The sequence below is a fragment of the Bacteroides sp. D22 genome, from assembly GCF_000163675.1.
Classification (GTDB): Bacteria; Bacteroidota; Bacteroidia; order Bacteroidales; family Bacteroidaceae; genus Bacteroides; species Bacteroides xylanisolvens.
Window position 1 is genome coordinate 188,975 of record NZ_GG774797.1, and the last position, 26,293, is coordinate 215,267.

The 26,293-nt window shown below is 42.3% G+C and carries 18 protein-coding genes; 6 read left to right on the forward strand and 12 right to left on the reverse strand.

Features of this window, described 5'->3' with window-relative positions; all coding sequences use genetic code 11:
- Genes HMPREF0106_RS20665 through HMPREF0106_RS20655 form a run of 3 tightly spaced genes read left to right on the forward strand, consistent with a single transcriptional unit; the run spans position 1 to position 3,993 of the window.
- Positions 1–1,155, forward strand: coding sequence for a DUF1735 and LamG domain-containing protein (locus HMPREF0106_RS20665; protein ID WP_009039021.1), 1,155 nt, complete (start codon positions 1–3; stop codon positions 1,153–1,155).
- A gap of 33 nt (positions 1,156–1,188) precedes the next feature.
- Positions 1,189–2,619 (forward strand): BT_3987 domain-containing protein, encoded by a 1,431-nt coding sequence (locus HMPREF0106_RS20660; RefSeq protein ID WP_008760902.1) that lies wholly within the window; start codon positions 1,189–1,191, stop codon positions 2,617–2,619.
- Between the two features lie 30 nt (positions 2,620–2,649).
- Positions 2,650–3,993 carry a DUF4989 domain-containing protein gene (locus tag HMPREF0106_RS20655; protein ID WP_009039022.1) on the forward strand — a complete coding sequence of 448 codons (1,344 nt, stop codon included), beginning with the start codon at positions 2,650–2,652 and terminating at the stop codon, positions 3,991–3,993.
- Positions 3,994–4,128: 135 nt separating this feature from the next.
- Here HMPREF0106_RS20655 and HMPREF0106_RS0124305 read toward each other — a convergent pair whose 3' ends face one another.
- The 7 genes from HMPREF0106_RS0124305 to alaS all read right to left on the reverse strand — a co-directional run bounded on the left by HMPREF0106_RS0124305 (position 4,129) and on the right by alaS (position 17,361).
- Complete coding sequence (locus HMPREF0106_RS0124305) at positions 4,129–4,785, reverse strand: Fic family protein (protein ID WP_009039023.1); 657 nt, start codon at positions 4,783–4,785, stop codon at positions 4,129–4,131.
- A gap of 843 nt (positions 4,786–5,628) precedes the next feature.
- On the reverse strand, positions 5,629–7,899 hold the full coding sequence (locus HMPREF0106_RS20650) for a GH92 family glycosyl hydrolase (protein WP_009039024.1): 2,271 nt from the start codon (positions 7,897–7,899) through the stop codon (positions 5,629–5,631).
- Positions 7,900–8,003: 104 nt separating this feature from the next.
- Positions 8,004–10,310: a GH92 family glycosyl hydrolase gene (locus tag HMPREF0106_RS20645; RefSeq protein ID WP_009039025.1), complete on the reverse strand. Its 2,307-nt coding sequence runs from the start codon at positions 10,308–10,310 to the stop codon at positions 8,004–8,006.
- Positions 10,311–10,354: 44 nt separating this feature from the next.
- Positions 10,355–11,362, reverse strand: a complete 1,008-nt coding sequence (locus HMPREF0106_RS20640; protein WP_009039026.1) for a FecR family protein — start codon at positions 11,360–11,362, stop codon at positions 10,355–10,357.
- A 34-nt stretch (positions 11,363–11,396) separates the two neighbouring features.
- Positions 11,397–11,954, reverse strand: coding sequence for an RNA polymerase sigma-70 factor (locus tag HMPREF0106_RS20635; RefSeq protein WP_004310994.1), 558 nt, complete (start codon positions 11,952–11,954; stop codon positions 11,397–11,399).
- 27 nt (positions 11,955–11,981) lie between these two features.
- Complete coding sequence (locus HMPREF0106_RS20630; protein ID WP_032851005.1) at positions 11,982–14,219, reverse strand: GH92 family glycosyl hydrolase; 2,238 nt, start codon at positions 14,217–14,219, stop codon at positions 11,982–11,984.
- Positions 14,220–14,742: 523 nt separating this feature from the next.
- On the reverse strand, positions 14,743–17,361 hold the full coding sequence (alaS, locus tag HMPREF0106_RS20625) for an alanine--tRNA ligase (RefSeq protein WP_009039028.1): 2,619 nt from the start codon (positions 17,359–17,361) through the stop codon (positions 14,743–14,745).
- A gap of 171 nt (positions 17,362–17,532) precedes the next feature.
- Between alaS and HMPREF0106_RS20620 the strand changes: the two genes are divergently transcribed.
- A complete protein-coding gene (locus HMPREF0106_RS20620; protein ID WP_009039029.1) occupies positions 17,533–18,501 on the forward strand; it encodes a M23 family metallopeptidase in 969 nt (322 codons plus the stop codon).
- 20 nt (positions 18,502–18,521) lie between these two features.
- A complete protein-coding gene (locus HMPREF0106_RS20615) occupies positions 18,522–18,866 on the forward strand; it encodes a MerR family transcriptional regulator (protein ID WP_009039030.1) in 345 nt (114 codons plus the stop codon).
- 36 nt (positions 18,867–18,902) lie between these two features.
- Here the strand turns inward: HMPREF0106_RS20615 and HMPREF0106_RS20610 are convergent, their stop codons facing one another.
- The 5 genes from HMPREF0106_RS20610 to HMPREF0106_RS20590 all read right to left on the reverse strand — a co-directional run bounded on the left by HMPREF0106_RS20610 (position 18,903) and on the right by HMPREF0106_RS20590 (position 25,103).
- Positions 18,903–21,143 (reverse strand): RelA/SpoT family protein, encoded by a 2,241-nt coding sequence (locus tag HMPREF0106_RS20610; protein ID WP_009039031.1) that lies wholly within the window; start codon positions 21,141–21,143, stop codon positions 18,903–18,905.
- A 72-nt stretch (positions 21,144–21,215) separates the two neighbouring features.
- Positions 21,216–22,511, reverse strand: a complete 1,296-nt coding sequence (locus tag HMPREF0106_RS20605) for a lytic transglycosylase domain-containing protein (RefSeq protein ID WP_004315140.1) — start codon at positions 22,509–22,511, stop codon at positions 21,216–21,218.
- A 33-nt stretch (positions 22,512–22,544) separates the two neighbouring features.
- Complete coding sequence (locus tag HMPREF0106_RS20600; RefSeq protein ID WP_009039032.1) at positions 22,545–23,432, reverse strand: DUF5683 domain-containing protein; 888 nt, start codon at positions 23,430–23,432, stop codon at positions 22,545–22,547.
- Positions 23,433–24,323: a ParB/RepB/Spo0J family partition protein gene (locus tag HMPREF0106_RS20595; protein ID WP_004301392.1), complete on the reverse strand. Its 891-nt coding sequence runs from the start codon at positions 24,321–24,323 to the stop codon at positions 23,433–23,435.
- Between the two features lie 15 nt (positions 24,324–24,338).
- Positions 24,339–25,103, reverse strand: a complete 765-nt coding sequence (locus HMPREF0106_RS20590; protein WP_004310990.1) for a ParA family protein — start codon at positions 25,101–25,103, stop codon at positions 24,339–24,341.
- Positions 25,104–25,458: 355 nt separating this feature from the next.
- Between HMPREF0106_RS20590 and surE the strand changes: the two genes are divergently transcribed.
- Positions 25,459–26,226 (forward strand): 5'/3'-nucleotidase SurE, encoded by a 768-nt coding sequence (surE, locus tag HMPREF0106_RS20585; RefSeq protein ID WP_009039033.1) that lies wholly within the window; start codon positions 25,459–25,461, stop codon positions 26,224–26,226.
- The last annotated feature ends 67 nt before the right edge of the window (positions 26,227–26,293 follow it).

The window sequence follows — 26,293 nt, forward strand, 5'->3', positions numbered from 1 at the left end:
ATGAAACTCTATAAATATTGTTTTGCGCTTTTGGCTCTTACAACAGTCACAGTGAGTGGTTGTAAGAATGAAGATATCAATGAAGAGCATCATTATGACAATAAACTCTATGTTAGCTCGGCTCCTGTTTGTGATGATTTGCTGATTAAGCCCAGTATAACTGAGGCTACCCGTGAACTTAGCTATCGTATAGCATCGCCGGCAGAACAAGATATTCAAATAAGCTTTGATGCGGCTCCCGCTATGACAGCAGCATATAATTTGATTTACAATGATAATGCAACTGCACTGGATTCATATTTTTATAATATACCAACAAAAACTACTACTATTAAGGCAGGGGATATTTCCAGTGATAATATTGTGATTGACTTTAAGAATACCAACGAATTGGATAAGTCAAAACGCTATGTATTGCCCGTCACCATTCTAGATGCATCCAATATTGATGTACTTGAAAGTGCCCGTACTGCTTATTTCATATTTAAGGGTGCTGCCCTTATTAATGTAGTGGCAAATATCAAAGAAATCTATTTCCCAATTAACTGGAAGAGCAGTGTGAATGGTCTTTCTACTGTTACTATTGAGGCTTTGGTTCGTAGTGAAGACTGGGTGGCAGGACGTGAAAATGCCCTGAGTTCTGTTTTCGGTATTGAAGGTAAATTCCTTGTACGTATTGGTGATGCTGACCGTCCACGTGATCAAGTTCAGGTAGTAGCTCCCGGTGGTAATTTCCCAGGTCCGAATGTTGTTCCGGGTTTACCGATTAATGAGTGGGTACACATTGCCATTGTTTATGATAATACGACAAAAGAACGAATCTATTATAAAGATGGTGTGCTTGTTTATAAAGACGAAGCAGCTTCAGGTAATGTATCTTTGAGCAGTGGTTGTTATATTGGTCGCGCTTGGGATGATACTCGTTGGTTGCCGGGAGATATTTCAGAAGTCCGCGTGTGGTCAGTGCAAAGAACGGCAGAGCAAATTGCCACTAATCCTTATGAAGTAGATCCTGCCAGTGAAGGACTGGTTGCTTACTGGAAGTTTAATGAAGGTGCCGGAAATGTTATTACCGACCAGACTGGACATGGTAATGATATTACAGGTTCGGGCGATCCTACTTGGGTAAAAGTAGAGATTCCTAAGATAAATTAATTGTTGGTTTAATCTTTTATTCAAGAATTCATTATGAATATGAAATATATAACTTCGGGTTTGTTCGCTGCCATGATTGTGAGCAGTACTGCATTCTTGACCTCTTGTGCTGATGATCTTGAGGTCGGAAAGAATATTGATGAGTCGGCCTACAGTGGCATTTATGAAAATAATGCATATCTGCGTGATGGAAAGTCGAACTTAGTTTCTAAGGTTGTCGAATTGCACGGTGAGACTTATGCCACTACCGTAAAAATGGGGTTGAGCAAGACACCTAATACAGCTACATCGGCAAAAGTGAAAATTGATGCTGCTTATTTGGAAACGTATAATAAAGCGCATAATACAGATTTTGCATTGTATCCGCAGGACCTGGTTACCTTTGCTAACGAAGGAATACTTACAGTGAACGCTAATACTAAATCAGCGGAGGTAGAGATGACTATTCGGGCAGGAGAAGGTCTGCAGGAAGATAAAACATATGCTATTCCGGTAGCTATCAGTGATCAGAGCAGTGATATCACTATTAAAGATGAAGATGCGAAACATTGTATTTATCTGGTGAAAGATATGCGAAATGCCGGTGATGCATATAAAGGAGAAGGTGTAATGCAAGGTTATTTGTTCTTTGAAGTAAATGACGTAAATCCGCTGAATACTCTTTCTTTCCAATTAGAGAATGGAAAACTTCTTTGGGATGTTGTTGTACTGTTTGCTGCTAATATCAACTATGATGCTGAAGCAGGACGTCCTCGTGTACAATGTAACCCGAATGTACAGTATCTGTTGGATAATAATGAAACTCTTCTTCAGCCACTGCGTAGACGTGGTGTGAAAGTATTGTTAGGACTGCTTGGTAACCATGACATTACAGGCTTGGCACAGCTTTCCGAACAAGGTGCTAAAGACTTTGCCCGTGAAGTTGCCCAGTATTGTAAGGCATATAACTTGGATGGAGTAAATTATGACGATGAGTATTCAAACAGTCCTGATTTGAGCAATCCGTCTCTTACTAATCCAAGTACGGCTGCTGCAGCTCGTCTGTGTTATGAAACCAAACAGGCAATGCCGGATAAACTGGTTACTGTATTTGATTGGGGACAGATGTATGGTGTAGCTACTGTTGACGGGGTAGATGCAAAAGAATGGATAGATATTGTGGTAGCCAACTATGGTAGTGCTGCATATCCTATCGGACAAATGACAAAGAAACAATGCTCCGGTATTTCAATGGAATTCAACTTAGGCGGTGGCGGTAGCTTATCAGCTTCTAAAGCTCAAAGTATGATAGATGGAGGGTATGGATGGTTTATGGGATTTGCTCCAAGTCCGGCTAAATATGGTAGTGTTTTCAGCCGTCTTCAAGGTGGTGGTGAAGTATTGTACGGGTCTAATGTAGCAGCACCGACTATATTCTACAAGAAGAATGATCCGACGCCATATAAATATCCGGATGATCTTTAAATAAAATAGGAACAAATAAAAAACAAGAATATGAAAGCACATTATAAACTCTTTTTATCTCTGGCAATAGGATCATTCGTTACTTTTGCTGGATGTCAGGATGATGAGGTGGTGGATTTGGTTAAATATCCGGTGAATCAGCCTACTATAACGATTGACGATGCGGAAGGAGCGTCTAAAGCGGCGTTAACTGCAGTTTACAAATCTGATGGTACATTGGAATTAGATGGTCCTGTCACTAGAACTTATACATTCCATTTTGTTGCATCACCGGAAGATGCTACAGTGACTTTTGATATTATAAATACTAATATCCCAAAAGAAAATGTAGAGATCAGTGCCACTAAAGTAGTTCTTCCTGCCGGTTCAACAGATGCTTCTGTCACTGTGGCTTTGAAGGATGAAGATTTTAGTTTTGCAGTACCCAATTATGATGCGGCAACCTACGAACTGGGTGTGAAAGCCAGTGTGGAAGGATATAAGATAGGAACTGAACCAATAGAATCTAAAGTTGTAATAGAGAAGGAAGCATACACAGCTTCATGCTCTGTGGTTGGTGAGAGCGGTAATAACGTTACATTTGAACGTGCTTTCTCTCAAGGAGCGATTGTCAATCCTGATCCTATATCCTATACTTTCAAGATGAAGTTGGATAAGCCGGCAAGAAAAGACGTAAAGGTGAAACTTGCCACTACAGGGCTGGACGAACAATTTATGAATGATATCACTGTTACTCCTGCTGAAATCATCATACCTGCTGGAGAGTTAGAATCAGCAGACATTACATGGTCTATTACCGACGCCTTCTTGTTGACAACTGCAGATCCTGAAACTCATACGCTTGTGGTGACTGCTTCGGCAGAAAGTGAAGACCCTGTTGTTGTAGAAAATAAGAAGGAGAACTTCCTGACTTTCAATGTCAATAAAGTCTTCAGAAACTTTGGATATGTATCCGATAAGGTTACTAATTGGGTTGAACTGGCTAAAACTGGTTGGTCGGTAGAATTGGATTCGAGTCTTTGGGGGAATGGTAATGTGCTTATTGACGGCAAAGGTGGAAGCGGTGGAAATGATGTCTATAAGCAGGGTGATTTCTGGTTTGTTGTTGATATGAAGTCGGAAAAGACAATGACCGGTTTTGGTATTGATTATTATAATAATGGTTCGGCATCATCTCCTAAGAAGGTAACTATTTCTACCTCAATGGATAATGAAACATGGGTTACGCAAGGTTCACTTGATACTCCTCAGGCGTATAACCATTATTTCCAATTCTTTACTCCTCAAAACACTCGCTATGTGAAGGTTGAACTAGAGGGACGTTATAATAGATTTATTGATTTAACTGAAGTTTATATCTACAACGCTCAGTAAGGTCTAGTCATTAGCATACAAGTTAATTTTAGAGTCGGGCTTCATTCAGAAAGCCTGGCTCTTTTTTTGTATTTCTATAATTCAATAGTTGATTAAATGTATAATTTATTCAACTGCTACCTTCATTATATCTACTTAGAAAACAAACCTCATCCCCCCCTTTTTCTCCGCCTGCTTGTATTTCTTAATCTCCATTGAAAGATACTTCATTTGTTGAGCAAACATGAAATTACGGATAGGGCATAAGTCCGGTTCTTCATCATCTTGAGGACATGATGCTTCCAATGCCTGATAATATTCCAGTTTATCCTCTTTGAATATAGTGGCTAGAGGGAGTTGATGATAAGAGAGAATATAATTCATCAATAAGCGTGAAATTCTTCCGTTTCCATCGGCAAACGGATGGATGCTGACTAAATAAAAATGGGCGTCGAAAGCTAACTGATAGATAGAGTCGAGTGTCTGAACTTGTTTGATACGCTGATTTAGTATTTCGCATAGACGGGTTACTTCACGTTCTACTTTTTGATAGTTTACGAAGTAACGGTCGCCTACATGTACAGAAGATTTGCGCCAGTCTCCTTTAGAAGAATCATAATCTCCTGCGCTGGAATGAATTATACTTCCTGTTGTACGCATTACGTGAACTGAAATATCCTGTATAAAAACAGGAGTAATTTCACGTTTCTTTTTAGCCTCTTCCACTATAAAACGCAAAGCTTCAAAATGATCCTTTACCATATTATAATCATACAGCGGTTTTCCCTTGGCGGTGATACCGTCTACAATCAACAGGCGGCATTCTTCTTCGGTGAGTGAAGAGCCTTTTATTGCTGTGGAGTGATGGGAAATGAAGATTTCATTCCATTCTGCACGGAAATGAATGAGAATTTGTTTTCAATTACTGATTCTCATAAGTATAACATGAACTTTAAACTCATAAATTCCACCAGTTTCACCTTATATCTGAAACATCGATGAATAAGGAGATAGCGGGTGAAAGCGTAGAAGAAATCAAGGTGAAATCTCCCGTTATTGCTTTCACTTTTCAAATTTGTTTATACCGGTTGCTGGGCATATAGAGCCACCGTACTGAATATATAGATTCAATATGGTAAGTATATAGATACAATGTGTTGAATATATAGATACACCAACTCAAGCATTAGTGGCTGAAAATTAAGGTGTTAATACCTTGTGCTCAGGCTGTTAATACCTGATGGATTATCTATTAATACCTGACAACAGATTTGCTATAAGCATATTTTTATTAGCTATAATCATATCCGGATTAGCTATAATGATATTGTTTTTAGCTCAAGGGATATTTTTGAAAAACAAGGTGAAACCGATAATGTCCAGTTTTACCTGAATTTGCCACTTGCTTTCACCCGCTATCTCTTTATTCATCGGCATTTCGAGAATCAGGTGAAATCGATGAATAGTAATGGTCTTATAGTGGCATTTATGATACTTTATCTCAAAAAGTAGTGAAAAGTAATCAAAAACAATAGCCTGAAAGCGGACTTCTTTGCTTTCAGGCTATCGCTTTCAGCCAGAATCCCGATAATTAGCTACTTTCAGAAAGAAACTGAAGGCTGAAACCGGGATGGCGACAATTTTATAGAGAAAGGATTATTGCTCTTTAGAGAAAGAATAAGGCATATCCTCTTCTTTCGTTCCTCTGTTCTTATTCGGTTGGTTACCCATATCCACTTTGATAGTGCCACCTTTGAATAAGTCTTCGTGACGGAGATAATTCTTGGTATAATCAGTACCATTAACATTCAGCGAGTTGACATAGAAATTCTTTTTGCTGTTGTTCGGAGCATCAATCACTAAACTGTTTCCATTCTCGAAGTGGAGCGTAGCTTTCTTGAATAACGGGGCACCTATGATATACTCGTCCGTTCCCGGGCAAACAGGGTAGAATCCCAGTGCCGAAAATACATACCAGGCGGAAGTCTGCCCGTTGTCTTCATCGCCGCAATAACCGTCCGGGCCCGGAGTGTACATTCTGTCCATAACCTGGCGCAGCCAGTATTGGGCTTTCCAGGGCTGACCGGCATAGTCATATAAGTAAATCATGTGCTGGATAGGCTGGTTGCCATGCGCATAGTTTCCCATGTTCATAACAGTCATTTCACGTATTTCGTGAATCACCTGTCCGTAGTAGCTGTCGTCAAAGACAGGCGGTACGGCAAATACGGAGTCCATCATTGTGATAAACATGTCTTTTCCACCCATCAGGTCGATAAGTCCCTGAGGGTCGTGGAATACAGACCAAGTGTAGTGCCAGCTATTTCCTTCCGTGAAAGCGTCACCCCATTTCAACGGAGAAAATGGAGACTGGAATGTACCGTCTTCGTTGCGTCCGCGCATCAGTTTGGATTCTTTGTCGAAAAGATTCTTGTAGTTCATGGCACGTTTGGCGAAGAGGTTAATCTCTTTCTTCGGACGTTTAAGTTCCTTTGCCAGTTGGTAGATACACCAGTCATTGTATGCATATTCCAACGTGCGTGCGGCGTTCTCATTGATTTTTACATCATAAGGCACGTAACCCAGTTTATTGTAATATTCATATCCCAAACGTCCTGTTGATGATACTTGTGGATGTACATTCTCCGTTCCGTGAATCAGCCCTTCATACAATGTTTTTATATCGTCCACTTTCACTCCTTTCATGTAAGCATCCACTAAGACAGAAGCAGAGTTGTTACCAACCATACAGCCTCTGTGCCCCGGACTTGCCCATTCCGGGAAGAAACCGCTCTCTTTATATGTATTGATCAGACCTTCCTGCATTTCCTTGTTGACTGACGGGTACATTAGGTTCAATAACGGGAATAGGCAACGGAAAGTATCCCAAAAGCCTGTGTCAGTATACATATACCCCGGTAATACTTGCCCGTTATAAGGACTGTAATGAACAGGTTGTCCGGCAGCATCCAGTTCGTAGAATTTGCGTGGGAAGAGCAATGAACGATATAAACAAGAATAGAATGTGCGATATTGATCGAGATTGCCTCCTTCTACTTCTATTTTGCCTAACACTTGGTTCCACACTTCTTTTCCTTTCTTGGCTAGCTGTTCAATATTATCTTTGCCCAACTCTTTCATATTCAAAGCTACCTGTTCAAAACTGATGAAAGAAGAAGCAATTCTTGCATGTACTTGTTCGCCCTTATGTGTTTGGAAACCAATAATGGCTCCGGCATGATCTGTTGTCTGTTCGGTAACATTTTCCTGCAGATTGCCATTGGCTACCGTAGCTTTATATGTGAAAGGCTTGTCGAATTCAATAATAAAGTAATTTTTAAAGTTTTCGGGAACTCCACCGCTGTTGCGAGTCGTGTAACCGATAATCTTGTTTTCTTCCGGAATAACCTTAATATACGATCCCTTATCGAAGGCATCCACTACAACATACGAATGATCGTTTTCCGGAAAAGTGAAACGGAAAAGAACGGCACGCTCGGTTGGAGCCATTTCTGTCACTACATCATGCTCTGCAAGATATACTTTATAATAATAAGGAGTGGCAGTTTCTCCTTTGTGGGCAAACCAACTGGCACGCTTCTCTTCATTGAATTCCGGTTTGCCTACTACAGGCATAATAGAGAATTGTCCGTAATCATTAATCCACGGACTGGGTTGATGTGTTTGTTTAAATCCACGAATCTTATTAGCTGTATAAGTGTATTGCCATCCGTCTCCCATCTTTCCTGTCTGTGGAGTCCAGAAATTCATCCCCCACGGACGGGCAATGGCTGGATAAGTATTACCAGTTGATAACTCGAAACTAGATTGAGAACCCATAAGCGGATTGACATACTGCGTCCAGTCTTTGGCTTTTGCAAAGACGATACAACTTAATGCGCATACTAATAGGAGATACTTTTTCATGGTCTTATTTATTATTTATGGCTCAATCGAATCAGAAATCGATTGAGCCAATTTATTTTTCAAGGTTTTGTTTTTTTTATTCAATTTGAACAGCTAGTACCAACTCATTCCTCTTCTTTGGAGGAGAGAGCCGGAGAGAGGACTCCCCATTTCGTAGGATGATCGGTCATCTTGATTTCCATCATTCCTCCATTCGCAATATCCTGATGGTTAAAGAATGGAATGTTTAGAGCTTTACCGTTCAGCAATACACTTTCAATGTATTTATTCTTTTTTCCATTATTCTTGACTACAATACTGAAAGTCTTTCCTTCAGGCAGATTGATAACTGCTTTGTCGAAGGCAGGACGTCCGATGGAATATACCGGCTTGCCGGGACATACCTGATAGAATCCCATAGAGTTGAGTATATACCAGGCAGACATCTGACCGCAGTCCTCATTGCCCGAAAGACCGTCTATACTGTTGGTATACTGGCTCCGGTAAACGCTATCCACCAACTCTTGAGTCCTCCAAGGATGGTTAACGTAGTTATATAGATGGATCACATGGTGACTTGGTTCGTTTCCATGTGCATATTGCCCGATCAGTCCGCTGATATCTGATGAGGTTGTCTCACCTTCAAGTGATGAATCGGCCGAGAATAAGGAATCGAGTTTCTGGACAAAAGCATCTTCTCCACCCATCAGATTGACTAATCCTTCTACATCATGCGGCACAAACCAAGTCCATTGCCAAGCTGTTCCTTCACAATAATCATCGCTGCGGTGAGTAGATGCACGCGGATTGAATGGAGTACGCCATTCACCTTTTGAATCTAATCCACGCATGAAGCGGATTGATTTGTCGAAATAGAATTCGTAAGCCTTGGCGAAGCGTTCATACTTTGCTTTGGATTCAAAATCACTCATCGCTTCTGCAAAGATAGAGATACACCAGTCATCATACGCATATTCTAACGCTTTGGCCACTGATTCGTTTTCGCGGTCACAAGGGATATATCCGATGGCATTCTTATAATATTTTGCTTTAGGCATGAGATGAGGCAATACCAAATCCGGACATTTGATGCCGGTAGTGTCATATTCGGCGGCACGCAGGCAGGCTTTATAAGCCTCTTTGGCATCAAAATTGCGATACCCTTTCATGTAGGCATCCACGATGACCGGAACAGCATGATAACCAATCATAGTGCCGGTGTAATTGGAAGCCAAGTCCCACATGGGGTATATTCCACCTTCCTGATGCTTTTTAATTAACGAATTGATAAAGTGATTATTCAGATCAGGATCAATGATAGTCATTAGCGGATGTAGCGCACGGAAAGTATCCCATAAAGAAAAAACAGTGTATATCGGATTAAGGGTGTCTCCTTGATGCACTTCAAGATCCATTCCTAAATAACGTCCGTCTGCATCAGTGAACAGATTTGGACTGATTCCCGTATGATAGAGGGCCGTGTAGAAGATGGCTTTATCTTCTTTATCGGAAGTTGTAATATCAATTTTGGAAAGATATTCATTCCATGCCGTACGTGCGTCTTTACGTACTTTCTCGAAATCCCATCCGGGAATTTCTGATTCAACGTTCTTCCGTGCACCGGCAATATCGACAGCGGACACACCTACTTTAACAAGAACCTGCTCGTCTTTACTGGTGTTGAAATGCAATAATGCTTTGCAGACAGGAAGCCGTTTGCCATTGTCCATGGTGATAGAATCCGTAACGAGCGTATAAGAGAATGGTTTGGAAAATTTAGCGTAGAAGTTGATATATTGGTCGAAAGCCCAATAAGTTGTTTTCTTATGTCCACAGATTTCCGTATCGCTTATTACTTCTATTTCCATCTCGGAGTTAGTCTGTCGTTGCAGGCTGTAATCTAGGTCGATGATAAACCCGGATTCGGCGTTTTCGGGAAAAGTATAGCGATGGATTGCTCCTCGTTTGGTGGATGAAATTTCAGCTTTCACCTGGTAAGTATCAAGAAAGACAGAATAATATCCTGGTTCTGCGATTTCATTCTTATGTGAGAAAGAGGAAGCGTATGCTAGGCGTTGGCTTTGGGGATCGGTTGTACGATATTGTTGTTTACCCACAGTTGGCATGAGCAAGACATCTCCATAGTCGCAACAACCTGTACCGCTGACGTGTGTGTGTGAGAAGCCATTGATGGTAGAGTCGGCATAATAATAACCGGAACAGGCATCCCAACCATCGATCCGGGTGTCCGGACTGGGCTGAATCATCCCGTGGGGAACTACCGCTCCGGGGAAGGTATGACCATGTCCACCGGTACCGATGAAAGGGTTGACGTAAGCACTATAGTCTTTTACATTAGTGGGGGCTGTGCAGGAGCTAAGTGTGAATAAACCTCCTAAACATTCTACTATTAGGAATGTTTTTAATTTCATGGTATTAATAGCTTTTAAGTTTTATCCGGTTCATCTTTTACTTCTTATTTGGGAGAAATGAAGATATTGTTTCCGACAATTTTATAATCAATAGGTATAGAGTTTTGCAATGATTTTAACACTGACTCGATATTCGATTTCCTTTTCAGTACACCGGAGTAAGTTTTACCCGTCTGAATGTCAGGAGACAGAATGATTTTCACATCATAGAAACGCTCCAGCGCTTTGGTGATGGTGAAGATATCTGCTTTTTGGAATGGAATCAGATTATCGTGCCAAACAGCATCCAACTTGGCATCCACTTGTTTCACGGTCAATCGTCCATTATTTTTGTTCAGTTCCGCACGTTGCCCCGGAGTGAGGATAATCTGCCCCTCTTCCTTATTGCCTTTTACTTCAATCTCACCTTCAATAAGTGTCGCCTCTGCTATTCGGCAACGTTTATTGGATTTTAAATTGAACGTAGTTCCCAATACGCGTACGCGTATTGCATCACTTTGAACGGTGAATGGCTTATGGCGGTTTCTGGTGACCTCAAAATAAGCTTCTCCTTCCAGGTAGACATTGCGTTCCTTTTCGGAGAACTCACGTGGATATTTCAAGGTTGCTGCATTGTTCAGCCAAACCTTGCTGCCATCCGGTAAGACTACCTCCTTAACAATGCCTTCGCTGGCTACTGCAACCATCATTTGTTGATTGTTTCCGCTTTGATAGAACCAATATCCGACTCCACCACCCATGACCAACATTACAGCAATCACTGCGGCATATTTCATCCAGCGATGCATGCTTAGTATTTTGCTCTGTTTACCTTTCTCTTCGTCCAGCTTTTTATAGAGTTGTTTTTCCGCACGAAGTATCCGTTGTTCATCAGTGTACTGGTCGAATTTACCCAAATGATAGATTTCTTCCATACGAAAGAGCTGGCGGGCATTTTCTTCCGATTCCTTCATCCAGGCATTAACCTCGATAAGCTCTTCTTCAGAACACTGTCCTGTCAGATATCTGTTTATTATTTCTTCACTCAGATTACTCATTTTCTTTTCCTTCATATTAGTAATACAATTCAAAACGCAAAAACACTTATTATAATCGCCATAAAAATAAGAAAAGAATCGTCCAAAGAGGATCAAGTCGGCCACGCAAGTATTTTAAAGCCTTATACATATGGGCTTCCACCGTGCGGAGTGAAACTCCGAGAATATCGGCTATTTCCTTGTTTTTCATATCATGCAGATAGCTAAGTTTGAAAACCTCTTTGCATTTGTCAGGGAGTTCATTAATTGCATCATGAATTTCCTTGCGGAGTTCCTTGTCTTCGATCCTCCGAATCACTTCGTTGTTGTCCGGTTGATAGAATTCTGCGCGTCTTTGGTTGATTTCTTCCATGGCAACACAATAACCTTCTTCCACACTGCGGTGTTTCAAGACGTTAAGGGCACGGGTGTAAACGGCACGATAGAGAAAGGCCTGGATTTGGTCGCCTATCTCTATGTGGTCTTTCCGCTTCCATAATTCTACAAATACGTCCTGCACTACATCCTCTGCTTCTTCTTCTCCCACCAGACGGGTAGCATAGAAAATCAGGCTGGGGTAGTACCGGCGAAATAGTGCTTTATAGGTTATATCGAAGTTTTCGTTCATTCTCTCAATTGGTTGTTCAGGTTTGGCTTATGGGTTATTTTCTTCGAATATGACTCCAATTGCTTTAGGGGTGTTACTCATTTCGAATTCGACAGTTGCTCCACTCATGATTTGCTCGTGAGTAAGATACGTTTTGTCATACGGTTCTCCATCTATTTTGATGGATTGGATATAGATATTTTCTTTGTTCACTTTGGGGGCCAGTACGGTGAAAGTTTTTCCATTCGCCAGATGTAATTGCATTTCCGGGAATAGGGGAGTACCTATCTCGTATTTTCCACTGACGGGATTGACGGGGTAGAATCCCATCGCACTGAATACATACCATGCTGACATCTGTCCGCAATCTTCGTTGCCACAAAGACCGGCTGGTTCGTTTTTGTAGAGCTCGTTCATCACTTTGGCCACATATTCTTGTGTGCGATTTTCGTGTCCTATAGCATTGAACAGATAAATAACATGATGGCTCGGTTCATTGCCATGCGCATATTGTCCTATCATGCCCGTGCTGAAGATAGGTAGTTCGTCATCTGCTGCTGGATGATAGGTGAACATACTGTCCAGTTTTTCGGCAAATCGGTTTTTACCTCCTACAAGGTCGATCAGTCCGTTAATGTCATGCTGAACAGACCAAAAGTATTGCCATCCGTTACTTTCGCAAATGTGTGGTGTATAGTCATCGGCTTTGAAGTCCTTGATAAAGGTGCCTTTGTCGTCACGTGGCTGCATGAAAGAAGTAGCGGGATTATATACATTTTTGTAGTTTTGAGAACGTTTGTAAAATTCGTCCGCAGTGTCTTGTTTGCCCATCTTCTTCGCCATTTCGGCAATGCAATAGTCATCGAAAGCGTATTCCAGTGTTTTGGATAACGACCAGTTTTCTGCGTTGTAGTGGTCTGTTACGTTGTAAGGTATGTATCCTAATTCTTTGTAGAGTCCGATGCCGCGGTAATTATCCAGATTAGCCGTTGCTATGCAAGCATCCAAGGCTTTCTTTGCGTCGAAGTCGCCGATTCCTTTCAGATAGGCGTCTACAATAACAGGAACAGCATGATAACCGATCATCATGTCTGTTTCACTTCCGTAGAAGTTCCACACTGGCAGACGGCCATTCTGTTCGTAGAAGGCGATGAAGGATTTCACCATGTCGTTGACACGCTCGGGTTCGGTATAAGTAAAGAGCGGGTGGGCGGCACGGTATGTATCCCATAAGGAGAAAGTGCTATAATTAATCCAGCCGTCGGCTTGGTGTACTTTCTTATCGGGACCGTAGTAAGCTCCGTCTACATCACTGTAAATAGTTGGAGCAATCATTGAGTGATAGAGAGCGGTGTAGAAGTTTACTTTATCGTTCTCATTATCACCTTTTATTTCAATCTTTCCGAGCTGGCGGTTCCAGTTTGCTTTTGTTTCCGCCAAGTATTTGTCGAAGTTATTTTCGGGGACTTCAGCTTGCAGGTTTTTGGCTGCTCCTTCCATGCTGACACCGGAAATGGCAGTGTTTACCAATATCTGTTCATCCTTTTGGGTGTTGAAATCGAAGCGGGCGATAACAGCTGTGCCGATACGTTTATTGTCTTTGATGATGGCAGTTGTGTCCAGTTCCATTTTCTCAAAAGGCTTGGAGAATCGGGTGCGGAAATAGATGTGTTGATCGCGTGCCCAGCCGTCGGAGAAACGGTAACCTTGAATGGTGACGGAGTCTACGACTTCGATATGAGAATCGTTGGTAAAATCCCAGTTCATGGCTTTCTTCAGATTTAAGAAGATAGCAGATTGGGCTTCCGGAAACGTATAACGTTGGATACCACAACGCTCGGTGGCAGTCAGTTCGACGTTGATGTTATAATCAGTCAGGCGTACTTGATAATAACCGGCATGAGCACTTTCATCCTTGTGGGAGAATTTAGAATGGATGCCAAGCGGTGCTTCCGCTTCTTTGTAGGGAAGAGTGACAGGCATGAAAGAGATGTCATACAAATCTCCCGCTCCAGTGCCGGAAAGATGGGTGTGGCTGAAACCGGCAATCGTACTGTCCGGATAGAAATAACCAGAGATACGGTCCCATCCGGGGAGTCCATTATCCGGGCTAAGTTGCACCATGCCGAAAGGAGCTTGGGCACCAGGATAAGTGTTTCCAGTGAAGTCTGTTCCGATAAATGGATTTACATAAGATGTGTAATCTATTTCGTGTTTCTCTTGCGTAGGGGTACAAGAAATGAGCATGCAGGTTAACAGCAGGCATAGATAAGCAGGTGTTCTCATCATTCTTTAGGTATTAGTGATTACTTATTTTATTTATTTGAAGGATAAGAAAAATAATTAATCTGGTCACAAAGGTAGAAAAAAACTGTGACAAGCCTAAATTATAAGCTAATATTTTTAGAAAGAGACAAATAGACTTCTATTTTTTACCGGGTTTGTTGGTTTTTGGGGGAGGGTAGGAAATATCCTTCCCCGATGCTTTTATAGGGGATTCAAAAGGGGATTCAAGCCGAAATTGTTGTTGGTGAATTCCCTTCTGTAAAATAGTGACGCTATCCGATGCAAATAGTGACGCTATACGCCAGCGATACCGTCACTATCCTGTGCATATACCGTCACTATTTTTTTCTACATTAATAGGGAGTTTCTTATGTATTTATTCAGACGCGTCTAATTTTAAGTCTTTACGTAAAAGAGGTTGTCTATAAGTCTCTTTTTAACGATTTCACCCCTATCAGAACAAACTCTGACAGGGGTGATTTCTTTTTTTCGGGGCCTGTTAGACAGCCTCTTTTATTTATTCTTAGATTCCTGCCAGCTCCAGTACTTTTTCAACTGCTGCCGGTAGTCCATCAGCATTTTTGCCTCCTGCAGTAGCGAAGTGAGGTTGGCCACCGCCGCCACCTTGAATCAGTTTGGCAGCCTCTTTTACCAGATTACCAGCTTTCAGACCACCAGCAACCAAATTATCGCTAAGCATTACTGTCAGCATCGGTTTGCCATTGTCTGTACTTCCGGCTACGAAGAACAAGTTTTCTGTGATTTCACCCCGAAGTTGGAAAGCGATATTCTTCACTACTTCTGCCGGTAGTGGGGCACAGAACTTGATTACTTTGATACCGTGGATCTCTTGTACATTTTTCAGTAGTCTTTCCTTCAAAGCTGCTTCTTTCTCTTTCATGAAGTCTTCTACCTGCTTTTTCAATCCTGCATTTTCATCCAGATATTTACGGATTGCAATTCTCAAGTCAGGAGCATTGTTAAAGAGAGCCTTCAAGTCGCTAAGTGTATCTTGTATCGTATCCAGCATTTCTTCCACGCGTGCTCCGGTATAAGCTTCAATACGGCGAACGCCGGCAGCAACAGAACTTTCGGAGATGATTTTCACCATACCGATATTTCCGGTTGCAGCTACGTGTGTACCACCGCAGAACTCGATAGAAGTACCGAACTGGATTACACGAACTCTGTCGCCATACTTTTCACCAAAGAGAGCGATAGCTCCCAACTCCTTAGCTTCCTCGATAGGAATATTGCGATATTCTTTCAATGGGATATTAGCGCGGATTCTTGCATTGACGATATGTTCAACTTTACGGATTTCTTCATCGGTCACTTTCTGGAAGTGAGAGAAGTCGAAGCGCAATGAATCCGGTGTAACCAATGAACCTTTCTGTTCGATATGTTCACCCAACACTTCACGCAAAGCAGCATCCAGCAAGTGGGTCGCCGAGTGATTAGCTGCGCAGGCAGCGCGTTTGTCGGTATCTACACAAGCCATCATCGGAGCTTCCGGATGTTCGGGTAGCTTTTTGGTAATATGTATCGGAAGATTATTCTCTTTCTTTGTGTCGACCACTTCAATCGTCTCGAACTCGCTCACCAATACACCTGTATCACCTACCTGACCACCACTTTCTGCATAGAACGGAGTATAGTCGAGTACAATCTGATACAATGTCTGGTTCTTTTGTTTGATCTGACGGTAACGAAGGATAGAAGCCTCGTATTCAGTGTAATCGTAACCAACGAATTCAGTAGTTCCTTCTTTCAGTACAATCCAGTCACCAGTTTCGATGGCGGCAGCATTACGTGCACGCTGTTTCTGTTGCTGCATTTCTTCATTGAACTCTTCAATATTGACAGTCATTCCGTTTTCACGGAGAATCAGCTCTGTCAAGTCGAGCGGGAAACCAAATGTATCATATAAAGTAAAGGCATCTTTACCGCTGATTTCAGTTTTTCCATTGGCTTTGGTATCTTCCATTGTCTTGTCCAATAGACGGATACCAGTTTCCAAAGTGCGGAGGAATGATTCTTCTTCTTCCTTGATTACTTTTTCAATCAGTGTCTTTTGTGCAACTAGTTCAGGATAAGCCTCTCCCATGTTATCAATCAATACAGGAAGCAACTTATACATAAATGCCTGTTTCTGTCCGAGGAAAGTATATCCGTAACGAACAGCACGGCGAAGGATACGGCGGATCACGTAACCTGCCTTTGCATTAGACGGCAACTGGCCATCTGTGATTGAGAATGCAATGGTACGGATATGGTCGGCAATTACACGCATAGCAATATCTTGCTGTTTGTCTTTTCCATATTCTGTGCCCGACATCGCTGCAATAGCTTTCAGCATTGGCTGGAATACGTCTGTGTCGTAGTTGGATGTTTTGCCTTGCAGAGCCATACAAAGACGTTCGAATCCCATACCGGTATCAATAACCTTGGCAGGAAGCGGCTCAAGACTGCCGTCTGCTTTGCGGTTGTATTGCATGAACACGAGGTTCCAGATTTCAATTACCTGCGGGTGATCGTGGTTCACGAGGTCGCGACCGGAGATCTTGGCACGTTCTTCAGCAGGACGGAGGTCGATATGGATTTCGGAACAAGGTCCGCAAGGTCCTGTATCACCCATTTCCCAGAAGTTGTCGTGTTTGTTACCGTTGATGATGTGATCTTTCGGCAAGAACTGTTCCCAATAGGAAGCAGCTTCGTCGTCACGGCTCAATCCTTCTTCAGGACTTCCTTCAAATACGGTTGCATAGAGATGTTCCGGATTCAGTTTTAAAACTTCTACCAGATATTCCCACGCCCAGTTGATCGCTTCTTTCTTGAAGTAATCGCCGAACGACCAGTTACCAAGCATTTCAAACATGGTGTGGTGGTACGTATCGTGTCCTACTTCTTCCAGGTCATTATGCTTTCCGCTTACACGCAAACATTTTTGCGAGTCCGCGACTCTTTGGTATTTCGCCGGATGGTTACCCAAAATAATATCTTTAAACTGGTTCATACCCGCGTTCGTAAACATCAGGGTAGGGTCATCTTTAATCACCATCGGAGCCGAGGGAACGATGTGGTGTCCTTTCGACTCAAAGAAATTCTTGAATGAATCTCTGATCTCTTTTGCAGTCAACATATAATGAAGAATTATGAATTATGAATTATGAATTATGGGCTGTGGGATATGAGAGAGGGGAAGAATCCCCAATAAATCATAAATCACAACTCATAAATTCGTAAAAACTGTGCAAAGATAGCTTGTTTTTATTACTTTTGCCGTATTAACAAGCGAAATATTTCCAAAAAGATGCGCAAAGTATACTACATCTATAATCCACAGACCCAGACTTATGATCGAATTTACCCTACCGTACGGCAGCGTGCGCTTAGTATTCTGCGTCGGCTTTTCTATGGAATGGGGTTGGGAGCAGGTTGCTTTATTGTATTGCTTTTGATTTTTGGTTCTCCGTCGGAGAAGGAATTAAGAATTGAAAACAGCCGTCTTTTGGCGCAGTACAATGTGCTTTCCCGGCGTTTGGACGACGCTATGGGGGTGCTTCAGGATATTCAGCAACGTGACGATAATCTGTATCGGGTGATTTTACAGGCAGATCCTGTTTCTCCGGCTATTCGTCAGGCAGGTTATGGTGGGACGAACCGTTACGAAGAACTGATGGATTTGGCGAATGCCAAGCTGGTGGTGAACACGACTCAAAAGTTGGATGTGCTTTCCAAAAGGCTTTATATCCAGTCGAAATCTTTCGATGATGTGATTGATATGTGTAAGAACCATGATGAGATGCTGAAATGTATTCCGGCCATACAGCCTATTTCGAATAAAGATCTTCGTCAGACAGCATCCGGTTATGGTACACGTATTGACCCTATTTATGGTACGACAAAGTTCCATGCAGGCATGGACTTCTCTGCTCATCCGGGAACGGATGTTTATGCTACCGGAAACGGAACAGTGGTGAAAGTGGGATGGGAAACCGGATACGGTAATACCATTGAGATAGATCATGGTTTCGGGTATCTCACTCGGTATGCTCACTTGCAGGGATTTAATACGAAAGTCGGAAAGAAAGTGGTACGTGGTGAGATTATCGGAAAAGTGGGTAGTACAGGAAAAAGTACCGGCCCGCATTTGCATTATGAAGTGTACGTGAAAGGGCAGGTAGTAGATCCGGTCAATTATTATTTCATGGATTTGAGTGCCGAAGATTATGAAAAGATGATTCAGTTGGCAGCCAATCATGGTAAAGTATTCGATTAAAATCTTAAAACAGGAGTGTTATGCTTAATACAGATAAAGAATTGAAGCTATATTATTCAATAGGAGAGGTTGCCGATATGTTCGGAGTCAATCCGTCATTGCTCCGTTTTTGGGAAAAGGAATTTCCGCAAATCTCTCCTAAGACAGCAGGAAGAGGAATACGTCAGTACCGCAAAGAAGACGTAGAAACGATCGGTCTTATCTATCATTTGGTAAAAGAAAAAGGCATGACACTTCTCGGTGCCCGGCAACGTTTGAAGGATAATAAAGAAGCTACGGTTCGTAATTATGAGATTGTAAATAAGCTGAAAGCGATAAAAGAAGAGCTTTTGGCTATTAAACGCGAATTGGATGGACGGGAGTAGAATAACGTTGATCGATAACGAATGTGTCGATCAATGTTATTCTTCTACGCGGCTCACCTGTTTGATATTCTGTATTTTCTTCAGATTGTTACAGATGGTTTTCACATCATCCACGTCATGTACCCATAACTGAATTTTTCCTTCAAAGATACCATCTTCGGTTTCGATGGTTAGCTTACGGATATTTACATTGAGTTGTCTGGAGATAACCTGGGTGACTTCATTCAAAAGTCCCATGCTGTCTATACCTTTTATATATATATATACCAGGAAAGATAGTTCTTTGTGTGTATCCCATTCTGTTGCTAATATACGGTTGCCATAACTGCTCTTCAGTTTGGCGGCAACAGGACATTGGCGTTTGTGGATAATGATCCGGTCGTTTTCATCCACATATCCCAATACGTCATCACCGGGAATAGGATGGCAACATTCGGCCATGATGTATTTCTTCTGCAAACTTTCTTCCGTCAGTTTGAGCACTTGCTTCGGATTGATTTTTTCTTTTTCTTGCGGCTCTTTTTCTTCTTGCTTCTCTTTATTGTTGCCGAAAGAGAAAGTCAGATATTTCTTCCAGTTACTGGTTTGCTTTTCTTTCAGTTCATTCTTGTCCGCTTCTCCCAGAATGATTGCTTTACTGCCAATGGCAGCCAACAATTCTTCTTCATTTTTTGCATTATGCAGTCTACGCAGTTTCTCGATAACGGCTTCTTCAGGGCGGATTTCCTCTTTTTTCAAAAACTCGTTAAGGATTTCTTCACCTATCTTCTGGTTTGCTTTACGCTCTTTGCGGAGGATGGCTGCTATCTTGGCACGGGCACGGGCAGTGGTTGCAAAAACTTCCCATTGCGGTTGCACACGTTGCGATTTTGAAGTCAGGATCTCAACCTGGTCACCACTTTGCAATTTATGGCTTAACGGAACTAATTTGTGGTTGACTTTGGCACCAATACAATGGCTGCCAATATCCGTATGCAGGGAAAACGCGAAGTCGAGAGCCGTAGAATTCTGCGGCATAGTCTTCAGTTCACCTTTGGGAGTGAACACAAATATTTCAGAAGCAAATAAATTAAGTTTGATGGTATCCAGAAAATCAATGGCATCCGGTTGCGGATCATCCAATATCTCCTTAATGGTTTTCAACCATTTTTCCAACTCTCCTTCATCTTCGCTGCCTCCTCCTTCTTTGTATTTCCAGTGAGCGGCGAAACCTTGTTCGGCAACGTCATTCATTCGTTCACTACGAATCTGGACTTCAATCCATTGTCCGTTATTACCCATCAGGGTGACATGCAATGCCTGATAACCATTTGCTTTAGGATGGCTCACCCAGTCGCGCAGACGGTCCGGATGAGGCTTGTATATCTTGGAGATGGAAACGTAAATGTCGAAACAGTCGTTGAGTTCTTCTTCCTCATTGCGTGGTTCGAAGATGATTCGAACAGCCAGCAAGTCAAATATTTCTTCGAAAGGAACATGCTTGGTCTGCATCTTGTTCCAGATGGAATAGATTGATTTTACGCGGGCAAGTATCCGGTATTTCAATCCCATCTTATCCAGTTGTGTACGGATGGGAGCAGTGAAGTCGTTGAAAACCTTGTCGCGTTCGGCAGCTGTGGCATTCAACTTCTCTTCTATTTCCGCATATTCTTCGGGGTGTTCATATTTGAAGCTTAGATTCTCAAGCTCTGTTTTTATTTTATAGAGGCCCAGGCGGTTGGCGAGTGGCGCATAGATGTAAAGTGTTTCGCCGGCTATTTTATATTGTTTGTTGGGCAACATGGAACCGAGGGTACGCATGTTGTGCAAACGGTCGGCTATCTTGATTAGAATTACCCGGATATCGTTCGACATGGTGAGCAGCAACTTCTTGAAGTTCTCTGCTTGTGCTGAAGCACGGTCACCGAAAATTCCGCCGGATATCTTGGTCAGTCCGTCTACAATTTGGGCAATCTTCGGGCCAAAGATATTCTCAATGTCTTCTACTGTGTAATCAGTGTCTTCTACCACATCATGCAGCAGGGCTGCACAAATGGAAGTAGAACCAAGTCCGATTTCATTACACACAATGCTGGCAACAGCAATCGGGTGCATAATATAAGGTTCGCCCGAACGACGTTTGATACCTTTATGCGCCTGATTGGCGAAGTTGAAAGCCTTCGTAATGATTTCAACTTTCTTGCGATGTTTAGTGTTGAGATAATCATTCAGTAGTTCGTGGAACGCCTGATTGATCATCTCTTCATCACTTATTTCTTTGGGGGGCAGATTATCCATAATTGTTATCCTTTCACTTGCTTAGTTCTGCAAAAATAAGCAAATTTCCGAACGATGCAAGCAGGAAGCTGTTTATTTGTATATTTTCAATCGTTTTCCTGCTGCAATTTTGGTGTTGGACATTCCATTCCACCTTTGTATATCCTTAATCGTGACGCCATACTTACCGGCGATGGTTGACAAAGTGTCTCCACTTTTTATTGTGTAGTAGGTCAGTTTGCCTTTACCGGCAACGGCTGTTGTCGTTTTGCGGGTTGAGGGGGTGATCTCCTTAACAGCAACGGTTTTCCGGTTGCGGAACAATTCGTCGGCGCGATGTGCATAGATTGTGTCTTGCTTATCTATAAAGGTACTGATAGCATCGATAGGAAGTCTTAAAGTATAAGGCTTGCTGTCACCCGGAATCATTTGCTTCTTATATTGCGGATTCAAGCTCTTGATTTGATCCAAAGGTACATTGCAAAGATCTGCAATCTGTTCGAAGTGCAGGTTCTTGTTCACTTGTACTGTGTCGGTACTTGCCGGGATATTTGTTTCCATCGGACAAATATTATGGTCACAATAGTAAGTCATCACATAATTAGCGGCGATAAAGGCAGGTACGTAACCACGTGTCTCTTTAGGCAGGTAATTATAAATTTTCCAGTAATCCGTTTCGCCATTGGCACGGCGGATTGCCTTGTTGATAGTACCGGGACCACAGTTATAAGCAGCAATCACAAGATTCCAGTCTCCATAGATATCGTACATTTCTTTGAGATAACGTGCGGCAGCCCAAGTTGCTTTAATCGGGTCGCGTCGTTCATCTACCAGGCTGTTTGATTCCAAGCCATAGATCTTACCTGTACCGATCATAAATTGCCACAGACCGGAAGCGCCTGCGCGCGACACGGCAGAGGGGTTCAGTGCAGATTCGATAATCGGGAGATATCTAAGTTCCAGTGGAAGTCCGTATGCATCCAATGCTTCTTCAAAAATCGGCATATAGAAGTTGCAGGCACTCAACATGAAAGAAACCTGATTACGCAAGCGTCCTGCATACATATCGATGAATTTGCGGATAATATCATTATAAGGCATTTCCATGATAGCCGGAATGCGTGACAAGCGGTCGATATAGACAGAGTCGCTGAATAAAGGGTTGATTTCAGCTGTACTGCAATCTTTGCCTAAGTCAATATAATTTTTGGCTTTCCAGTCGTTCAACAGACTGTCAAGTGGATATGTCATACTTTTAGGCAGGTCGATGCTTTCTTTGCGTTCAGTTCCATTTTCACGAATCACTACATCTACACTTTGCGCTTTTACCTGCGACGTTGCCACCAGTAAAAGAAAAATAATCGAACAATAGTTAACTAATTTCTTCATGCTTCAATAATAAGATCAATCTAAATTGTGTTTTTAAAATCGTAATACGCATTGCAGACCAACCGACTTGCTTTTTAAACTGCTAGAGCGGAACTGGTTGTTATTGTCGATAACAGCCGGTTCTACTTTCATGCTCAAGTCGGGGGTTATATCGAAGTTAGACAACTCTGCATCTACATAAGCGTCGATGATAGAGATCAGATAAACTCCGATAAAAGCAAATATACTAAGGTCCCGATAACGACGGAACATATCTTTTCTTCGTTTTAGTGTGTTTTTTAGCTGCTCCTCATTATAAGTGGAGTTCGGGGGCAACAAATCTTCGTAACTTTTCGTATTCGGATTGCTGTCCATAATGTCCAGATAGGCTTGCGAATAGTCTTTGTACATCTTACCGTTCCAACTTAAGGCGTAAGCACAACCAGCAAATCCTCCATATATAATAGGTAATTTCCAGTATTTACGGTTGTAAATCTGTCCTCCACCGGGGAATACGACTGCCAGCCACGTTGCTTTGGTCGGATTCGGGATAAATATTTTCTTGTTAATATCTTGAGCAGGTGGCGGCACAGTGTCGGTCTTTACAACAATGGAGGCAGGTTGCTCTATCTTTTTCAGCTCTTTCTTATTGGCTGCATCCAAGCTGTCCGCTATCTGTATTTTAGCAGCTGACAAACTGTCGATGGCCGGAAGTTCTTTGGATGGTATGATTTGGATAGAATCTTTCCTCACCGAGTCTTGTATAATCGGATCACGATGCCTTCGTGCACGGGCTTTCGGCACTTCTCGCTGTATGATTGTTGTATCTTTCCGTGCCGGAGTAACTGTGGATTGTGCATACACATCAATCCCTGCCACCTGTAAAAAACAGAGAAGCAGGGCGCTGACTAGTAACTGATATTTCTTACTTTTTCTTGTCATTTACTTCTTTAGCGTATCGAAGATTTCCATGATACGTTCCAGTTCCTCCTCGTTCCCGAAAGGAATACTGATCTTGCCTTTTCCCTTTTCAGAGCAGGTGAGTTGTACCTTGGTGTTGAAAAAGCCGGAGAGTTGTTGCTTCAATAAGTTGAATTCTTCAGGAAGTTTACCACGTTTGGGCGTTATTTTCCGTGTGCCGCTTTTCACAGCTTCTCCTTCGCTTAATGATTTAACAATTTCTTCTACTTTGCGGACTGAATATCCGTGTTCTTGTATTTCTTCGAATATTTTAACTTGTAGTTTAGGGTCGCCTAATGAAATCAGTGCACGGGCATGTCCCATGTCCAACTGCTTGTTTTGCAGGGCCATCTGTATCGGAGCCGGCAATTTCAGTAAGCGCAGGTAGTTGGCGATCGTCGTTCGTTTCTTTCCGATACGTTCGCTAAGACGTTCCTGTGTCAGTTCGTACTGATCGAGCAGATGCTGGTAGGCTAGTGCGATTTCTACGGCATTCAGGTCTTCACGCTGGATATTTTCAATCAGCGCCATTTCCATCATGTTTTCGTCGTCGGCAGTGCGTATATAAGCAGGGATCGTTTTCAGTCCTGCTCTTTGTGATGCACGATAACGACGCTCTCCCGCGATGATCTGATACTCATCGTCCGAGAGTTTGCGTAAAGTGATAGGTTGGATGATACCGATTTCCGCAATGGAATCAGCCAGTTCCTGTAATGCTGTTTCGTCAAACTCACGGCGGGGCTGGTTGGGATTGACAGTAATCTTTGCCAGCTCTATTTCATTAATGGAAGAAGACCCTTCGGTTTTCACATCATCCATTGAGAGCAAGGCGTCGAGACCACGTCCTAATGCATTTCTTTTTTGTGTTGCCATATCTTCTTCTTTCTTTTATTTATTTCGGTTGATAATCTCTTTAGCAAGAGCCAGGTGGTTTTTGGCGCCGGTAGATTCCGCATCGTAAAGGATGGTCGGGACACCGTAGCTGGGAGCTTCGCTCAATTTCACATTTCGTTGAATAACGGTGTTGAATACCAGTTCCTGGAAATGACGTTTCACTTCGTCGTAAATCTGATTAGCCTGACGCAGACGAGAGTCATACATTGTCAGTAAGAAACCTTCGATTTCTAAAGCCGGATTCAGTTTCGACTTGATGATTTTGATGGTATTCAACAATTTGCTGATACCTTCAAGAGCAAAATATTCAGCTTGAACGGGGATAATCACGGAGTCGGCTGCCGTCAGGGCATTGATCGTGATCAGTCCTAATGAAGGCGAACAGTCTATCAGGATATAGTCATATTCTTTCTTCAAAGGGGTGAGTACTTCTTTTAGTATCTTTTCTCGGTTTGGGAGGTTCAGCATTTCAATCTCTGCTCCTACGAGATTGATGTGCGAAGAGATTACTTTCAAAGAATCAATCTCCGTATCAAGGATAGCGTCCTGTACGTTGGCTCTGTCAATAATACATTCATAGATAGTGCATTCCGACTGCTTGATGTCTACTCCCAGACCGGAAGAGGCATTAGCTTGCGGGTCGGCATCTATCACGAGTACCTTTTTTTCCAGTGTAGCAAGTGAAGCTGCGAGATTAATCGTAGTCGTTGTCTTTCCTACACCGCCTTTTTGATTGGCCAAAGCAATAATTTTTCCCATATTCTCTAAATTTATTGGCAGCGAAATAAGTGATAAATCCTTAGAGCGCCTACGAAAAAAGAGAAACTTTGCAATTTCTGTTGATAAGTCGCCTGTTTTGTTAATAACTGTCGGACGAAACGGTTACCAAACTTCGACAGGTTCATCATCTACCTTTCTCTTTATGAGCTTGCAAATATACATATTTATATTGGATATTTATTTCTTTTTTTGCTCGCTTGCAGAAGATTAAGATTTGTAAACGGGTAGGAGTGGGAGTGAAAGAGACTTTTCGATCTGATGCGGGGAGGTGTTTGGTGGTACGGCTTCTTTTTGTTACTTTTGTGCGAATATAAAAAAGGAAAGGATTGAATATATGGAAAAAGAGAAGCCGTTGATACTTGTTTCGAATGACGATGGCGTGATGGCTAAAGGTATTAATGAACTGGTGAAGTTTCTTCGCCCTTTGGGTGAGATTATAGTGATGGCACCTGATGCTCCGCGTTCCGGTAGTGGGTGTGCACTGACGGTGACGCAGCCGGTTCATTATCAGTTAGTAAAGAAAGAAGTGGGCTTGACTGTTTATAAATGTTCGGGAACACCGACCGATTGCATCAAATTGGCACGAAACACAGTGCTCGACCGGACTCCGGATCTGATAGTCGGCGGTATCAATCATGGAGATAACTCTGCCACTAACGTGCATTATTCCGGTACGATGGGAGTGGTGTTTGAGGGCTGTTTGAATGGAATCCCTTCTATTGGCTTCTCCTTGTGCAATCATGCACCTGATGCTGATTTTGAAGCTGCCGGACCTTATATCCGCAATATCGCTTCTATGATCTTGGAAAAAGGACTTCCTCCTTTAACTTGTCTGAATGTAAACTTCCCCGATACAGCCGATATAAAAGGAGTGAAAATCTGTGAGCAGGCGAAAGGACATTGGACGAATGAATGGACTGCCTGTCCCCGTTTGAATGATCCGAACTACTTTTGGCTGGCCGGTGAATTTGCCGATTATGAACCTGAAAACGAGAAGAACGATCATTGGGCTTTGGCAAATGGTTATGTTGCTATCACCCCAACTACGGTTGACGTGACGGCTTATCACTTTATGGACGAACTTAATAAATGGTTTAATTAGTTGAAATTTGAAAGTTGAAAAAGAAAGCATGACGTCCTGTTAGTCATCTATCCCTACCAACTCTCAA

Excerpts from the sequence above, each read along its gene's own strand:
- HMPREF0106_RS20650 (WP_009039024.1), bottom strand. The coding sequence starts at position 7,899 with ATGAAAAAGTATCTCCTATTAGTATGCGCATTAAGTTGTATCGTCTTT.
- HMPREF0106_RS20665 (WP_009039021.1), top strand. The coding sequence starts at position 1 with ATGAAACTCTATAAATATTGTTTTGCGCTTTTGGCTCTTACAACAGTC.
- HMPREF0106_RS20645 (WP_009039025.1), bottom strand. The coding sequence starts at position 10,310 with ATGAAATTAAAAACATTCCTAATAGTAGAATGTTTAGGAGGTTTATTC.
- HMPREF0106_RS20620 (WP_009039029.1), top strand. The coding sequence starts at position 17,533 with ATGCGCAAAGTATACTACATCTATAATCCACAGACCCAGACTTATGAT.
- HMPREF0106_RS20655 (WP_009039022.1), top strand. The coding sequence starts at position 2,650 with ATGAAAGCACATTATAAACTCTTTTTATCTCTGGCAATAGGATCATTC.
- alaS (WP_009039028.1), bottom strand. The coding sequence starts at position 17,361 with ATGTTGACTGCAAAAGAGATCAGAGATTCATTCAAGAATTTCTTTGAG.
- surE (WP_009039033.1), top strand. The coding sequence starts at position 25,459 with ATGGAAAAAGAGAAGCCGTTGATACTTGTTTCGAATGACGATGGCGTG.
- HMPREF0106_RS20595 (WP_004301392.1), bottom strand. The coding sequence starts at position 24,323 with ATGGCAACACAAAAAAGAAATGCATTAGGACGTGGTCTCGACGCCTTG.
- HMPREF0106_RS20630 (WP_032851005.1), bottom strand. The coding sequence starts at position 14,219 with ATGAGAACACCTGCTTATCTATGCCTGCTGTTAACCTGCATGCTCATT.
- HMPREF0106_RS20640 (WP_009039026.1), bottom strand. The coding sequence starts at position 11,362 with ATGAAGGAAAAGAAAATGAGTAATCTGAGTGAAGAAATAATAAACAGA.
- HMPREF0106_RS20615 (WP_009039030.1), top strand. The coding sequence starts at position 18,522 with ATGCTTAATACAGATAAAGAATTGAAGCTATATTATTCAATAGGAGAG.
- HMPREF0106_RS20660 (WP_008760902.1), top strand. The coding sequence starts at position 1,189 with ATGAATATGAAATATATAACTTCGGGTTTGTTCGCTGCCATGATTGTG.
- HMPREF0106_RS20600 (WP_009039032.1), bottom strand. The coding sequence starts at position 23,432 with ATGACAAGAAAAAGTAAGAAATATCAGTTACTAGTCAGCGCCCTGCTT.
- HMPREF0106_RS20590 (WP_004310990.1), bottom strand. The coding sequence starts at position 25,103 with ATGGGAAAAATTATTGCTTTGGCCAATCAAAAAGGCGGTGTAGGAAAG.
- HMPREF0106_RS20605 (WP_004315140.1), bottom strand. The coding sequence starts at position 22,511 with ATGAAGAAATTAGTTAACTATTGTTCGATTATTTTTCTTTTACTGGTG.
- HMPREF0106_RS20635 (WP_004310994.1), bottom strand. The coding sequence starts at position 11,954 with ATGAACGAAAACTTCGATATAACCTATAAAGCACTATTTCGCCGGTAC.
- HMPREF0106_RS20610 (WP_009039031.1), bottom strand. The coding sequence starts at position 21,143 with ATGGATAATCTGCCCCCCAAAGAAATAAGTGATGAAGAGATGATCAAT.